Below are 14572 nucleotides of genomic sequence, written 5' to 3'. Positions count from 1 at the left end.
ATTTGAAATGAACTTAGAATGAATGTAATTTAATATAATTTTATGAAAATTCTTATCACGAGAGGTGGAGGGACTGGCCCTATGATACCTCGGCAGCGGATTCGTTATGAATACTGTGCCAATTCCAGCAAGGTAACTTGAAAGATAAGAAAGAAGCTCATTTTGACTGTATATACAGAAGCCTCTTTCTATCTTTTAGAAAGAGGCTTTTTTACGTGAAAATAAAAGGAGGAAGAAAAATGGGAGCGACAGGAGTAGCGTCACAAAGAAAAACAATTGAAGAGAGTATCGAAAGAAATAAGGAAAAGTACATAGAAACAAGTCATGATATTCATGCGAATCCGGAGATCGGTAATCAAGAGTTTTATGCATCTAGAACGTTAAGTTTATTACTAGGTAGTGCAGGATTTCAGTTGCAACACAATATAGCTGGACATGAAACGGGATTTATTGCGCGAAAAAGTTCAGGAAAACAAGGACCAGCAATCGCATTTTTAGCTGAGTATGACGCTTTACCAGGACTTGGTCATGCGTGTGGTCACAATTTAATTGGCACCATTAGCGTTGCAGCAGCAATCGCGTTATCAGAAACGCTTGAAGAAATTGGCGGGGAAGTTGTCGTGTTCGGAACACCAGCTGAAGAAGGAGGACCGAACGGTAGCGCAAAATCGAGTTATGTAAAGGCAGGCTTATTTAAAAATATTGATGCAGCGCTTATGATTCATCCGAGCGGAAAAACAGCAACAACGAGTCCTTCACTAGCAGTCGATCCACTTGATTTTCATTTTTACGGAAAAACAGCTCATGCTGCAGCTTCACCTGAAGAAGGAATTAACGCATTAGATGCGGTGATTCAGCTGTACAACAGTATTAACGCACTTCGCCAACAACTTCCGTCAGACGTGAAAATTCATGGCGTGATTACAGAAGGAGGAAAAGCACCTAACATTATTCCTGACTACGCCGCAGCAAGATTCTTTATCCGTGCTGCAACGAGAAAAAGATGTGCGGAAGTAACAGAAAAAGTAAAAAATATCGCACAAGGGGCAGCACTAGCAACAGGCACAAAAGTAAAAATCCATCAATTCCAAAATGAAATCGATGAACTACTCGTAACAAAAACATATAACGACGTCGTAGCTGAAGAACTAGAATTACTCGGGGAAGACGTAAATCGTAAAGAAAGATTTGGTATTGGTTCAACCGATGCAGGAAACGTTAGCCAAGTCGTACCGACCATTCATCCGTACATTAAAATCGGCCCAGATGATTTAATTGCACATACGAATGAATTTAGAGAAGCAGCACGTTCAGAATTAGGGGATAAAGCATTAATTACATCCGCAAAAGCATTAGCAAATACGGCGTATCGATTAATTACGGAAGAAGGGTTGTTAGAGAAGGTGAAGGAGGAGTTTAGAGAGGCGCAGAGAAATCAGGGATAGGTGATTGAAAGGAGTGGATGATCCACTCCTTTTTCTTTTTTGGAAAGCTGGTGCCTATCACTTTATTAGAACGACAATTTCTCCTCAAACTCACTCTTTAAAACAATTAAAGGAGACGATAAGCCGAATTGCATTAAAGAGTCTAAAAATGCAGCGAGAGAATCCATCGAATCGCTCATGACCTTCATCATATAATTAAATTCCCCGCTAATTCGATATAAATCTGTTACTTCGGGAGCGGCATTACAATATTGGATAAAATCAGAGCATTGGCTCGTTTTAAACATGATGAATGCTTGAATGTTTTTATTAATTTTAGAAGGCTCAAATTTCGTTCGGTAAGCCGCTATAACGCCTTGATCTTCAAGTTTATTCATACGCTCCTTTACAGCAGGTTGCGTCATGGATATAATTCGTCCTATTTCTGAAACAGAAATTCTTGCATTTTCATACAACAAGTTCATTATTTTATGGTCGATTTCATCTAGTTTTACTGCATTTTGCATTGTGTAGCCTCCTTGTTTTATTTTTTAAAGTGAATCACAAACTATAACTATAATATCATAAGTGAACAAGTTAAATTACCTATAAATCTATATTTAAAAATATTGCTGTTTGAATAAAAATATAAGTATAGGTTTTATTAAACAGAAATTTAGGAAGGATGGAAAAAATGAAGAATCTTGATAGAAAAGTAGCGTTAGTAACAGGGGCGAGTCGCGGAATTGGTCGTGCCATTGCGATGAGATTGGCAAACGACGGTGCATTAGTTGCGATTCACTACGGCCGAAATAAGGCAGCTGCAGATGAAACGATTAGTGAGATTGAATCTAATGGAGGAAAAGCGTTCTTAATTGAAGCCGAGCTCAATTCAATTGATGGTGTCAAAAAGCTAGTAGAACAATTAAAGAGTGAATTACAAATAAGAGTTGGTACCTCAGAGATTGATATTTTAGTAAACAATGCAGGGATAGGTACACAAGGGACGATTGAAAATACGACAGAAGAAGTTTTTGATGAAATTATGGCCGTAAATATTAAGGCGCCGTTCTTCTTAATTCAGCAAACATTACCGTTACTACGAGCAGAAGGGCGCATTATTAACATTTCATCAGCTGAAGTAAGACTTGGTTTTACAGGGTCCATTGCATACGGCTTAAGTAAAGGTGCATTAAATACGATGACACTGCCTCTAGCTAAACATCTTGGAGAAAGAGGTATAACTGTGAATACAATTATGCCTGGATATACGAAGACAGATATCAATGCGAAATTGCTAGATGATCCAGAAATACGAAATTTTGCTACTAATTCATCTGTGTTCGGTCGAATCGGGCAAGTTGAAGATATTGCAGATGCAGTAGCATTTCTTGCTTCTTCTGATAGCCGCTGGGTAACGGGGCAGAATATAGATGTTTCTGGTGGGTTTTGTTTGTAGAGGTACTACTCCATACCTATTAAGCTAATACTTTCATATCTCCTAAATTAAAATTTTCTTTCTCTACAGATAGTTATTCTGAGAAGTCGCTCATTTATTTGTTTTGGGGCAGTTCAACTTTATTCAAAATAAGATTTTTTGCAGTAAAATCAATGTTAGTGGAACTTTTTTAAAAATTAACATAAATACTTGCAATATTTAAAATAGTACTATATAGTTCTAATTATGAAAAAGGTAAAATTAATGAATCAAAAACGTGTGATTGAAGTAGCTGCAACATTATTTTTAGAAAAAGGGTTTGCTTATACAAGTATGGATGAATTAGTACGTGTAAGCAAAGTTTCAAAGTCTAATGTGTATTATCACTTTTCTAATAAGGAAGTATTATTAGAAGGGGTCGTTGATTATTGGATTGAAATGTATCAATCTGCAATTGATGACGTACTTTCTCAGAACCAATTTTTAGTTGAAGATCGTATCCAACTGTTTTTAAAGCAATTGTCACAAGGAGTTCAATCGAGAGAGTATAAGGGGAGCTGTCCATTTATTACTCTTTATATTCAAAGTCCTACACAGGCCACGCAAATAAAAGAAAAAATAGGTCTTTTTTTTACAGGATTACAAAAGAAAATGTCTCTATTACTTAAACAAGGGATAGAGAATGGAGAATTCAGAAATACGATTCATATTGATGAGGTTGCATCCCTTTTTATTACAAATCTTGAAGGAGCGTTATTTATTTCAGAAACATTGAAAGATGCAACTGTAATCACGAAAACAGCAGATCATTTTTTAAAATTGCTTCGATAAAAGAAGCATTTTTTTTTACATCAAATTAGTACTAAGTAGTACTAAAGGGGGATTTTATATGAGAACAGTATTTTTAACTGGTGGAACAGGCTTTATTGGAAAGCAATTAGTGAAAGAATTAGCCAAAGAGGATGTTAAAATTCTTCTTTTAGTAAGGTCGAAAAGTAAAGCCATACGCATTTTTCAAGAAAGAGGCATCTTAAAAAAGGAAGTTATGCACTTTATTGAAGGTGATTTGACGAAAATAGATTTAGGTCTAAGTGCTGAAGATAAGGAGAGGGTATTGAAAACGGATGTGATTATTCACGCAGGAGGCCCCATGGATATTCAAGCGACAAGTAAAGAAGCAGCTTCCATATTTTTAAATGGCGCCAAACATATTAGTGAATTAGCTAAAAGTATTCATCAATTGAAGGGCTTGCAACAATTTATTCATGTTGTAGGTTATATGAGTCCCTTTGATGATAAAAATAGCAAGATTGCAATTGATGTGTTTCAAGAAGGAAACAATTATTTGAAAATAAAAAATCCATATGAGAGAACAAAATTTTTAGCAGATCTTTATATCCGTCAGCAGGCATCAACAGTAGGTTATCCGCTTTCTGTAATTAATCCGCCAACTGTAGTCGGTAGTAGTAAAACAGGGAGTACAGAGCAGATAGCAGGATTAGGTTTGCTTGTGATGAGTATGCGAAGAGGGCTCATGCCAGTGATTCCTGGAGGTAAGGGATATAGGTTACCACTTATTTCAAACGATGAGCTTGCGAAGTTTATTGTGCAGGTTTTCAGATTGGAGCAACCGACTATTCAAACATATACACTTGTTGAAGACAAACAGCACGATCAAAACATTGCTGAATTATTAAGTATTATGTCGGAAAGTATGAATATGAGGGCACCAAAAATCTCTGTTCCAATGCCATTTATGAAAGCAATTATGAATAGTGGAGGAAGTAAAATAACAAAAATTCCTTCTGATGGACTGAATTTTATTACAAATCGAAAATTTTCAGATGTTTCAGCGAAAAAAATTATGGGAGGAGATTGGTTTAAGGAGACGAGTGTAATGAAATTTTTCCCTGCCGTAGTAGCTGATCTGGATTATCGAATGATGTATCAAAATGGCCAGCATAATCATTTATTTAAACGAACATTATGCGATAACAATACCCTTTACCAATTACAAGGAGAGGGTCAACCGTTTATTTTATTACATGGTTTATTGAGTGATGGAGAGGATTTATTTCCTTTAGCACAAGAGCTTCATGAAAAAACTGGTCAACCTGTATGGATCTTGGATCTTCCAGGTTTGGGACGTTCTCCTTTTAAACGAGAGAAAAATCTTCTAGATATCTATTTGAATGTAGTGAAAAAGTTATTGGAGAAAGCTACGAATGGTGCACATCTAATTGGACATTCATTCGGTGCGTTTATTCTTCTGGAAGCATTGGTACAAGAGTACATAGATAAGAAGTATGCAATCACTTTACTTCAGCCACCTGTTGTTAAAAAAAATGCTAAATCGCTAAATGTTCCTCAATTTATGAACAAATGGACATTAAAATTGGCCACTACTAATTTGATAGGGCGTTATTTATTAAGTAATGGTTTGTTTGAAAGTACGGAGAGCATCCCTGAACATTATATTGAAAAAATAAGTAAAAGTTTTACTTCCCCTAGAATTTTAAATACTACGGTTCAGCTTAACAGTTTACTACTGAAAAACGATCAAGGTGATTTCAATGAAGTAACAAAGTATAATCTTCACATGATTTGGGGGGATTATGACAGAGCCTATTCTGCTCCATCGCATCTTGGTAAGGTTGATTTTGTTCCATATGGCCATCATTTTCCTATTAGCCATCCGAGTGAAACGGCAACATTAGTAATAAAAAATAGTAATACTAGCAGATGAGAGTGTGGGATAAATAAAAAGTGTGTAGTAAGATCGTTGTGTCTTTGAAATAAAATCGTACTGTTTGGGGTCCTACACCATCGCTATCAAGCTATGAAAAGCAAATACCCCAAAACGAAAAAAATGACCTGAATTCTTATGAGTAACAGTAGAGATATAAAATTTTTCATTAATTAAAAACCAAGGAAAACTCGACAAAATGATTGGATTTACCTTGGTTTTTTGTGAGTGATTCAAAAAAGAACGAATTCTTGTCTTGCCCTATCAAATTTGATATCATTTATGTAAAATAATGTGAAACATTAAAATGAAATATCGAAGTTTTTAAGATTTTTTGAGCCATGACATAACAATAAAGCTACTAGTTTAATTAGATTATATGTTCTTCCCATAAAAAATCTTTAAAATGGTTTTATAATCTGGAATTTGTAACTTTAAGTATTGATTTATAAAGTTTTCGTTATCATATGGTACTTTTTTCAATTCAACAGAGAATTGCCCAGCATCAAAATTAACAATACCGTGTTGAGCGAAATGGTTCATGGTTACATCCTAGTGAGCCAGGATGTAAAAAAGTTTTGTCCATTGTTTGAAAAAACTCAACAGGATTTATTCTGATGAGTTTTTTTGTTTATTTCATTTATCAATAATTATTCTTTTTTCTCCGGCTGATAGGAAAGAATAACGACACCTGAACTGGTCGTTCTTGTTTCTATAAGTTTTAATGCTTTTGTATTGCTCTGGTCTTTAAAGAGACGCTTTCCGCTTCCTACGATAACGGGATTGACTATAAAGTGATATTCATCAATGAGGTCATGTTGCATTAATGTTTGTGTAAGATCACCACTGCCATAGATTAAAAGGTTCTGACCGGGCTGTTCCTTCAGTTTCGATATTTCTTCTATAACATTATCCTTGATAAGATTTGCATTCCATTCGGTTTTTTCTAAAGTTGTTGAAGCAACAAATTTAGGAATGCTGTTCATCTTATCAGCAAAACCTTCTTCATCAGTCATAGAAGGCCAGGCAGCTGCAAAACCTTGATAGGTTACTCGCCCTAGTAGAAGCGCTTCACTTTCAAACAGTAAATTGGATTGAAACTTTGCTACTTCTTCATTGAAGTATGGAGCAGTCCAAGCTGGTTCTTCCATGACACCATCTAGTGAGAGGTACATCGATACAATTATTTTTCCCATTTTGTTCTCCTTTAGTTTTAAATTGAGATGTTTACATATTGGTAAAACAATTATTAATTCTCCAGCTAGAGAAAATTTCCCTTTTTAATAGTTTCGACAAAATGTATTTATGTATGTTTTGGAATAATCTAATATATATTCATAACTTTGAAATATTGTATAACTTCTAATTTTTATGCATTATTGATTAGCATTGCTTATTGTGCTAACGAATCAGGAGAGTGTGGCGACCGACTAAATAGTTGCTTATCCTCAATTATTAGAAGGGAAGTTTTATCATTTCGCGAATTGATTAGACATAGACGAGTGCTATAATTTTCTATATATACATAAAGAGGTGATTACGTATGAATCAAAGACCGTCAGAAGAAGAATACGCTGGGAGCTCCGGCGAATATATCCGTTTGGTGCCAGACGGTAACATCATCGACATTTTGCTCGCTCAGGAAAAGCAAATGACCGAACTCCTGGCATCGTTGACCGAAAGCCAGGCCGCATATCGGTATGCGGAAGGAAAATGGACACTGAAAGAAGTTGTGGGCCACATTACAGACGCGGAACGCGTCATGACCTACCGCCTGCTCCGGTTCGCAAGAGGGGACCAGACGCCTTTGACCGGTTTCGATCAGCAATTATTCATACCTCCTTTCGGAAGCTGGACAACCGCGCAATTGGCCGAAGACTACCGGGCCGTACGGCAATCAACGATTACATTGCTGCGCGGGCTACCAGCGGAGGCGTGGATCCGCAAGGGCACAGCCAACAACCTAAGCATTACGGCGCGCGCCCTCGCGTACGGCATTGCAGGACACGAGCTTCATCACATGGGGGTTATCCGAAATCGGTACTTGAGTTAATCGTCGGCTGAGGTCTTTGGAATGGAACGAACACCACTCATTAGATACCGTTCTTATTAGGGTCCCGCCCCACAACCATCAACTTAAGGATTTAGACTGCTTTTTATGAATATGCACCAAAAACAAGAGTTATATCGATTTTTCTCATTTTGGGGTATTTGTTTTTCTTAGATTGAGGGTGACGGGGCACTACTTTATAATGATCAAATTAAAAATAGTTATAGAGACTCCATTTCTCGGAAATGTTGTAACTATTAAGTTGTAAAAAGAACCATAGTTTTTCATTTTTGAAAAGGCTATGGTCTTTTTTAGTTGTAGCAAAGTGATGATGCGAGGAAGTTTTTTTGATAAATCAAAAAAACTTGATTAACAAGTTGCATATAGAACGCATCTACGTATATACTATAAACATCAAAAAAAGTTGATGAAGGGAAGTGAACTACAGTGGCGCAAGATTTTCAGTTATATGAGAAAAAGTTTAAAGCGTTGGCGGATCAGAAACGTCTAGAAATCATGTATGAGCTTTGTCAGCGGGGACAGACGTGTGTATGTGATTTAACAGAGATTTTTGAAATGACACAATCTAAGTTGTCCTATCATTTAAAGATTTTATTAGACGCAGGTTTAATTGTAAAAGAAACAAAAGGTACGTGGAGTTATTATGATTTAAATGATGCGGAAGTGAATAATTTATTATCAGAAGAATTGTGCTGTATCTTTAGAAAAACAGGCAAAGGTAGCTGCTGTTAAAATTTTAATTTATTAATCAAAAAAATTTGATTAATGATATATAAAGAGGAGGAGTAAGGTATGAGATATGCTCACGTTGGTATAAACGTTACGAATTTAGAGAAGTCTATTGAATTTTATGAAAAGGTATTTGGTGTATCACCCGTTAAAGTGAAAACAGATTATGCAAAATTTTTATTAGAGACGCCAGGACTTAATTTCACGCTGAACGTACGAGATGAAGTGAAGGGAAATCAGGTAAATCATTTTGGTTTCCAAGTGGATACAGCTGAAGAAATCGTATTACATAAAGAAAGATTAGAAAAAGAGGGTTTCTTTGCGCGTGATGAGATGGATACGACTTGTTGCTATGCAGTGCAAGATAAGTTTTGGGTAACGGATCCTGATGGGAACGAGTGGGAATTCTTTTATACAAAAGCACATAGTGATGTTCACAAAATAGAAGAGGTATCTTGTTGTACGACTTCTAACGTAGTGGCTAAAAATTCTTGTTGTTAATAGGAGATGGAAAATAAAATGAAACGTTTATCTTTTCTAGACCGATATTTAACACTATGGATCTTTCTAGCGATGGCTGTTGGGATTGGTTTAGGGTTTGTGTTCCCTAGTGTAGTAGACGGACTGAATACATTACAGGTTGGAACGACGTCTATTCCGCTTGCTGTTGGTTTAATTGTAATGATGTATCCACCATTGGCGAAGGTTCGCTACGAGGAAATGGGCCGAGTATTTAAAGATGTAAAAGTGTTAGTGCTATCTTTAGTACAAAACTGGATTATTGGTCCGGTACTTATGTTTGTTTTAGCAATTATTTTTCTTCCTGATAAACCAGAATACATGGTTGGACTCATTATGATCGGGTTAGCACGTTGTATTGCAATGGTAATTGTTTGGAATGACCTTGCTGATGGAGATAAAGAGTATGCGGCAGGTTTAGTGGCTTTTAACTCGGTATTTCAAATGTTATTTTTCTCCGTTTATGCATACGTGTTTGTAACAGTAATTCCAGAATGGTTGGGGATTGAAGGTGCTATTGTCGATATTACAATGATAGAAGTAGCAAAATCGGTGTGTATCTACTTAGGAATTCCTTTTATAGCAGGTATGTTGACACGCTTTGTACTAGTTAAGCTAAAAGGGAGACAGTGGTATGAAAAGGTATTTATACCTAAGATTAGTCCACTTACACTACTCGCATTACTATTTACAATCATCGTTATGTTCTCCTTAAAAGGGGAAATGATTGTTAGCGTACCATTAGATGTTGTAAGAATAGCGATTCCGTTATTAATCTATTTTATTGTAATGTTTTTTGTTTCTTTGTTTATGGGAAGAAAGATTGGTGCAAACTATCCGGTGACTACAACATTAGCATTTACAGCAGGTAGCAATAATTTCGAGTTAGCGATTGCTGTAGCAGTTGGTGTGTTTGGTATTCATTCGGGCGCAGCATTTGCAGCTGTTATCGGTCCTTTAGTTGAAGTACCTGTCATGATTGCACTTGTAAACGTTGCTTTTTGGTTTAAACGTAAATATTTTAATGATCAATCAGTCTAAATTTAAAAATAAAGGTGGAAAACAACATGAAGAACAAAAAGACAATCTACTTTTTATGTACAGGAAATTCATGCCGAAGCCAAATGGCAGAAGCATGGGGAAAGAAATATTTAGGAGATAAGTGGAATGTGTATTCTGCAGGAATCGAAGCACATGGAGTAAATCCAAACGCAATTAAAGCAATGAACGAAGTAAATATCGACATAACAAATCAAACATCAGATATAATTGATGCAAATATTTTAAATCGTGCTGATTTAGTCGTTACGCTTTGTAGTCATGCGGATTCTGTTTGTCCATCTACTCCGCCGGATGTGCATCGTGTTCATTGGGGATTTGATGATCCAGCAGGAAAAGAGTGGTCCGAATTTCAACGTGTTCGTGATGAAATTGGTGAACGTATAAAGCGATTTTCTGAAACAGGGGAGTAAATAAAGGAAAGAGTCAATCTTCTAGTGTGAACACGCCCCCGTCAAGTAGACAAGGGGAATAATAAAAACACCCTAAGCGGCTTTAGTTCTATCTTCCATGGGGCTGAGGTCGTTTCATTATTTTTTGAATCGGTCATTAAAAGGAGTGGGTTTAGCCACTCCTTTTTTATGAGTTTTTTAGGAAAGAACATACTAATTAATTTAGGCGTTTCAAAATAAAAAAGTATCTTTTTTTCTATTCAATGTATAATGAAAATATGGGATATTTTGTGATTTTAACACATATGAAAATGATAGATATATTTTAAAGTTACTTGTTTGAAAGATTCGAAAAATTATGTTGGTAGGTGAAGTAATGATAGAAGATATTCAATTGAAGTCCATCAATGAGTTAGTTGAAGATAAACAGTATTTTATTCCTTCGTATCAAAGAGGTTATCGCTGGGGGAAGAATCAAGTTCAAAATTTATTAAATGATTTAGAAGAGTTTATGAAGGAGTTTAATCAAAAAGAAGATATGTTTTATTGTTTACAGCCATTAGTAATCCGAAAATATGAAGATGGTTATGAAGTAATAGACGGTCAACAACGTTTAACAACAATTGCATTAATTCATGCATATTTAGAGGAAGAATCTTTTTCAATTACTTATGCAACAAGACCAGATAGTGCGGAGTTTATTCAAAATATAGCTAAAAATTATAATGAAGACACTTCTATTAAAAATATTGACTATCACTTTTTTAAAGAGGCTTATACAGTTATAAAAGAATGGTTTGAACAAAAGCGCCAAAATGGGCGTACTTTTAAAAGTAAATTTTCTATTATGCTAGGCGAACAAGTGAAAGTAATTTGGTATGAAGTGGGAGAGGATGTTGAAGTACGTGAGGTGTTTAGTCGATTAAATAGTGGAAAGATTGAATTAACGAATTCTGAGTTATTAAAAGCTGCTTTAATTTTGAAAACGTCTTTTTATGAAAGACCAATGATTTCAACACAATGGGATGAAATCGAGCATCGATTACAAAATGAGCGTTTTTGGAGATTTTTAGGCAAGAAGAAAAATTACATAAATCGAATCGAATTTTTATTTGATATTGCGGCGAATCATGCAAGTTCACATAGTCCAGATCCGTATTATACATTTTATAAATTACAAGAACAGGATATTCAAGCAGTGTGGCGCCAAATTATTGCGGATTTTGCTTTACTTGAAGAATGGTATGAAGATAGGGAATGTTATCATTTGTTAGGTTATCTCACTCAATATAAAAATATCACTGAATATATTAATTTATATAGAAGTAGTAGTATTGATGATAAACAACATTTTAAACTCGTACTAAAACAAAGGATTTCAAAAGAAATTGAATCTATTCATTTAAGGGAACTTGATTATTATCACGATAAAGCAGAAATCCGAAAAGTGTTATTACTGTTTAACATTTTAACTGTTTTAAAGCAAAAGAATGTCGATACGTATTTTCCTTTTGAATATTACTTGGAAAGTAAATGGAGTTTAGAACATATTCATGCTCAAAGTACAGAAGGATTAAATACGAAGGAACAGTGGAGCGTTTGGATAGAAGGAACTATTAACTTGTTAGAAGGATTAGATCGTTATAAAACACTCGTAGAGTATTTAAGAACAGTCTCATTAGAAGAGTTGACGGAAGAGAAATTTAATGGAATTTCTCAAAGGGTAATGGAAGAAACAAAAGGTGAATTTTTAAGTGAAAGCAATGGCTTAGACAATTTAGTATTACTAGATCAAGGAACAAATAGTAGTCTGAGCAATCACTTCTATCCAGTAAAATATAAACGGTTAATAGATTATGATAAATCAGGAGCTTATATTCCTTTAGCGACTCGTAATACATTTATGAAGTATTATAGCGATAAAGTAACGCAATATGAGTTATGGTCGTTTGAAGATGGTGAAGCTTATGTAAGAGCAATTGAATCTGAATTCAGTGATTTGATATTGCAAGCTAAAGGAGTGGTTCAGCTTTGATAATGACATTTGCCCAATTAATTGAAAAATATGGAATAGTAATTCCGATGATACAGAGAGATTATGCGCAAGGACGAACGGATGCTAAAGCCACTTTAGTACGTGAAAATTTAATAGAAAATATGAAAGGAGCTTTACTAGAAGGGAGACCTTTAGATTTTGATTTTATATATGGAACAATTGAAAGAAATAGGGGTTTACTGCCGCTAGATGGTCAACAACGATTAACCACATTATTTTTGCTACATTGGTATTTGAATATGAAAGAAAGTGGTGATATGCAGTCTATATTAGAAAAATTTAGTTATGAAACGAGGGTAACAGCTAAAGATTTTGTATATTATTTAGTTCGCAATTCAATTGAATATGATGATAAACCTTTATCAAAAGTGATTGAATCTCAAAAATGGTATCAATATAAATGGAAGTTTGACCCTACAGTAGAAGGTATGCTTCGAATGCTAGATAAAATTCATGAAGAGTTTTATAAAGTAGAGGATGGGTTATTAGAAGTATTATGTGGAAAAGAATGTCCAATTTTCTTCACATTTAAAGATTTAAATAATATTGGATCAGGTGAAGAATTATATATTAAAATGAATGCCCGCGGCCGAGCTTTAAGCGATTTTGAAAATTTTAGAGCGCAATTTGAACAACTATTAGAAGTACTAGGTTATAACGATAAGGCAAAAGAATTTTCTTTTACATTAGATAAAGAATGGACAGATTTCTTATGGCCTTATTTAGATGATTCGAAAACATTAGATAAACCATTTTTGAGATTATTTAATTTTATTTCTTCAAGCAAAATCTCAAGGATAGGTACAGTTGCGCCTAATACGTTTAGTAAAGATTATACTAATTTTAAAGAATTGAAAACCATTTATAAAGAGGAAGAAAGTGTTACGTTTCTCTTTGACATCTTTACGATATGGAAAGATGCAGAACAGATTGAAAGCGAGTTTTCTTCTATACACGAACAAATTCATTTATTTACAGATGAAAGAAATTACTTTAAAGCTTTGGTGGAAGAGGATAACCTTACATGGCCAGAACGAATTTATTTATATGCGATCATCCAATCAAAAGTTTATAAGAGAGATGATGCAATTGAATTATTAAGAATTGTTCGGAATATAGTCAATCGAATTAGACAAGCAAAAGATGGAAAGTTCACGTCAAACATGCGCTATGATACAATTCCTACTATATTTGATTTCATTGATTACTTAGTGGAATCGGGAAAAACAGTGTATGAATCGCTTTTAGATATTTCGCCAAAAATGTTCTCAAAAATTAGTGATGCTAGTTTAAGACATGAACAAGAAAAAGTTCAATTGATCCTTGAAAGACCAGATTTGAAAGAGTGGTTATATAAGCTAGAGGATAATATATACTTCAAAGGTGCATTAATGGTTGTACTACCAATCTTTAAAAAATATCCTGAAAAATTGTATGATGTGATGCAAGAGTTATTAAGTACAAACCAATCTTTAGTTTCAAGAGCTTTTCTAGCAATTGGAGACTATGCGCATAAAATTGGTTATACAAATCTAGGACCTCGGTATATATTTGGGGGAGATGCAGTAAAAGAATATATATGGACGACTTACGATCCAAATTTACAAGTGCATTATGAAAATTTTCTAGAGAAATTAATAACAATTGAAGACGATAGTGTTGAGAACAAATTGAGAAATTTAATTCAAGAACAAAAATGGAATCCAACAAACTGGAAATATTATTTTGTTAAATACCCAACTATATTAACAGGGAAGAGAATGATATTTTCTTATGAGGATGAGGAGCAACTATTAATAGAAAAATTAAGTGGTGTGAGCTTGCGAGCAGAACATATTAACCCGATATATAAAGTCGTTATAGAGAGTATTCCAGCACTATGTGATTTGCAAAGTAGCAATGTTCGCTTATCGGAAAGGAGTAAACTAGTTACAAAGGATGGATTAGTTTTACAAATTTCTAATGGTAAGTGGCAAACTGATGATGTTGAATTAAACGATAAACTAAACGAAATTCAGCATACGGAAAAGGATTTAGTACAACAAATGGTAAAAGTGATTCATTACTAATCAGGGAGATTAATGATTTTCATTGTTAAATAGAGTACAAGGGAATGGGGAGAGCCAACTCATATGAGT

14 protein-coding genes and 1 riboswitch are annotated in these 14572 nt (G+C 34.6%); of the genes, 11 read left to right on the top strand and 3 right to left on the bottom strand.

What is annotated here, in order from left to right; all coding sequences use genetic code 11:
• Positions 1-49 precede the first annotated feature (49 nt).
• Positions 50-151, top strand: a riboswitch (SAM riboswitch).
• Positions 152-239: 88 nt separating this feature from the next.
• The gene (locus ACTFNE_RS09370; protein ID WP_000501354.1) at positions 240-1445 is read left to right on the top strand and encodes a M20 family metallopeptidase; all 1206 of its coding nucleotides are present in this window, start codon (positions 240-242) and stop codon (positions 1443-1445) included.
• Positions 1446-1510: 65 nt separating this feature from the next.
• Here the strand turns inward: ACTFNE_RS09370 and ACTFNE_RS09365 are convergent, their stop codons facing one another.
• Complete coding sequence (locus ACTFNE_RS09365; protein WP_001178573.1) at positions 1511-1951, bottom strand: Lrp/AsnC family transcriptional regulator; 441 nt, start codon at positions 1949-1951, stop codon at positions 1511-1513.
• A gap of 167 nt (positions 1952-2118) precedes the next feature.
• On the opposite strand from ACTFNE_RS09365, the gene ACTFNE_RS09360 reads away from it, so the two are divergent.
• The 3 genes from ACTFNE_RS09360 (at position 2119) to ACTFNE_RS09350 (ending at position 5608) form a co-directional block, all read left to right on the top strand.
• Positions 2119-2883, top strand: coding sequence for an SDR family oxidoreductase (locus ACTFNE_RS09360; RefSeq protein ID WP_046199566.1), 765 nt, complete (start codon positions 2119-2121; stop codon positions 2881-2883).
• A gap of 243 nt (positions 2884-3126) precedes the next feature.
• Entirely contained in the window at positions 3127-3693 is a 567-nt protein-coding gene (locus tag ACTFNE_RS09355; protein WP_046199565.1) for a TetR/AcrR family transcriptional regulator, read from the top strand.
• A 58-nt stretch (positions 3694-3751) separates the two neighbouring features.
• Positions 3752-5608: an alpha/beta fold hydrolase gene (locus ACTFNE_RS09350; protein WP_046199564.1), complete on the top strand. Its 1857-nt coding sequence runs from the start codon at positions 3752-3754 to the stop codon at positions 5606-5608.
• A 375-nt stretch (positions 5609-5983) separates the two neighbouring features.
• On the opposite strand, the gene ACTFNE_RS09345 is transcribed toward ACTFNE_RS09350, so the two are convergent.
• Positions 5984-6151, bottom strand: coding sequence for a hypothetical protein (locus tag ACTFNE_RS09345; protein ID WP_001015238.1), 168 nt, complete (start codon positions 6149-6151; stop codon positions 5984-5986).
• A 107-nt stretch (positions 6152-6258) separates the two neighbouring features.
• Positions 6259-6804 carry a dihydrofolate reductase family protein gene (locus ACTFNE_RS09340; RefSeq protein ID WP_046199563.1) on the bottom strand — a complete coding sequence of 182 codons (546 nt, stop codon included), beginning with the start codon at positions 6802-6804 and terminating at the stop codon, positions 6259-6261.
• Between the two features lie 347 nt (positions 6805-7151).
• Here ACTFNE_RS09340 and ACTFNE_RS09335 point away from each other — a divergent pair, with 347 nt between their 5' ends.
• The 7 genes from ACTFNE_RS09335 (at position 7152) to ACTFNE_RS09305 (ending at position 14503) form a co-directional block, all read left to right on the top strand.
• Positions 7152-7661 carry a DinB family protein gene (locus ACTFNE_RS09335; protein ID WP_046199562.1) on the top strand — a complete coding sequence of 170 codons (510 nt, stop codon included), beginning with the start codon at positions 7152-7154 and terminating at the stop codon, positions 7659-7661.
• 444 nt (positions 7662-8105) lie between these two features.
• Positions 8106-8411, top strand: a complete 306-nt coding sequence (arsR, locus tag ACTFNE_RS09330; RefSeq protein WP_000046014.1) for an arsenical resistance operon transcriptional regulator ArsR — start codon at positions 8106-8108, stop codon at positions 8409-8411.
• Positions 8412-8471: 60 nt separating this feature from the next.
• Complete coding sequence (locus tag ACTFNE_RS09325; RefSeq protein WP_046199561.1) at positions 8472-8909, top strand: ArsI/CadI family heavy metal resistance metalloenzyme; 438 nt, start codon at positions 8472-8474, stop codon at positions 8907-8909.
• 18 nt (positions 8910-8927) lie between these two features.
• On the top strand, positions 8928-9968 hold the full coding sequence (gene arsB / locus ACTFNE_RS09320) for an ACR3 family arsenite efflux transporter (RefSeq protein ID WP_270706100.1): 1041 nt from the start codon (positions 8928-8930) through the stop codon (positions 9966-9968).
• Between the two features lie 26 nt (positions 9969-9994).
• Positions 9995-10399 carry an arsenate reductase (thioredoxin) gene (gene arsC / locus ACTFNE_RS09315; RefSeq protein WP_270706101.1) on the top strand — a complete coding sequence of 135 codons (405 nt, stop codon included), beginning with the start codon at positions 9995-9997 and terminating at the stop codon, positions 10397-10399.
• A 355-nt stretch (positions 10400-10754) separates the two neighbouring features.
• Positions 10755-12413: a DUF262 domain-containing protein gene (locus ACTFNE_RS09310; protein WP_270706102.1), complete on the top strand. Its 1659-nt coding sequence runs from the start codon at positions 10755-10757 to the stop codon at positions 12411-12413.
• 2 nt (positions 12414-12415) lie between these two features.
• On the top strand, positions 12416-14503 hold the full coding sequence (locus ACTFNE_RS09305) for a DUF262 domain-containing protein (protein ID WP_270706124.1): 2088 nt from the start codon (positions 12416-12418) through the stop codon (positions 14501-14503).
• Positions 14504-14572 lie beyond the last annotated feature (69 nt).

This window comes from Bacillus cereus group sp. MYBKT111-2 (assembly GCF_051915205.1).
Lineage (GTDB): Bacteria > Bacillota > Bacilli > Bacillales > Bacillaceae_G > Bacillus_A > Bacillus_A paranthracis.
Note: the sequence above shows the minus strand (reverse complement) of the source record. Positions and strands in the feature narration are given on the sequence as shown.

Excerpts from the sequence above, each read along its gene's own strand:
- ACTFNE_RS09325 (WP_046199561.1), top strand. The coding sequence starts at position 8,472 with ATGAGATATGCTCACGTTGGTATAAACGTTACGAATTTAGAGAAGTCT.
- ACTFNE_RS09305 (WP_270706124.1), top strand. The coding sequence starts at position 12,416 with ATGACATTTGCCCAATTAATTGAAAAATATGGAATAGTAATTCCGATG.
- ACTFNE_RS09370 (WP_000501354.1), top strand. The coding sequence starts at position 240 with ATGGGAGCGACAGGAGTAGCGTCACAAAGAAAAACAATTGAAGAGAGT.
- ACTFNE_RS09350 (WP_046199564.1), top strand. The coding sequence starts at position 3,752 with ATGAGAACAGTATTTTTAACTGGTGGAACAGGCTTTATTGGAAAGCAA.
- ACTFNE_RS09340 (WP_046199563.1), bottom strand. The coding sequence starts at position 6,804 with ATGGGAAAAATAATTGTATCGATGTACCTCTCACTAGATGGTGTCATG.
- arsC (WP_270706101.1), top strand. The coding sequence starts at position 9,995 with ATGAAGAACAAAAAGACAATCTACTTTTTATGTACAGGAAATTCATGC.
- ACTFNE_RS09365 (WP_001178573.1), bottom strand. The coding sequence starts at position 1,951 with ATGCAAAATGCAGTAAAACTAGATGAAATCGACCATAAAATAATGAAC.
- ACTFNE_RS09335 (WP_046199562.1), top strand. The coding sequence starts at position 7,152 with ATGAATCAAAGACCGTCAGAAGAAGAATACGCTGGGAGCTCCGGCGAA.
- ACTFNE_RS09360 (WP_046199566.1), top strand. The coding sequence starts at position 2,119 with ATGAAGAATCTTGATAGAAAAGTAGCGTTAGTAACAGGGGCGAGTCGC.
- arsB (WP_270706100.1), top strand. The coding sequence starts at position 8,928 with ATGAAACGTTTATCTTTTCTAGACCGATATTTAACACTATGGATCTTT.
- ACTFNE_RS09345 (WP_001015238.1), bottom strand. The coding sequence starts at position 6,151 with ATGAACCATTTCGCTCAACACGGTATTGTTAATTTTGATGCTGGGCAA.
- ACTFNE_RS09355 (WP_046199565.1), top strand. The coding sequence starts at position 3,127 with ATGAATCAAAAACGTGTGATTGAAGTAGCTGCAACATTATTTTTAGAA.
- ACTFNE_RS09310 (WP_270706102.1), top strand. The coding sequence starts at position 10,755 with ATGATAGAAGATATTCAATTGAAGTCCATCAATGAGTTAGTTGAAGAT.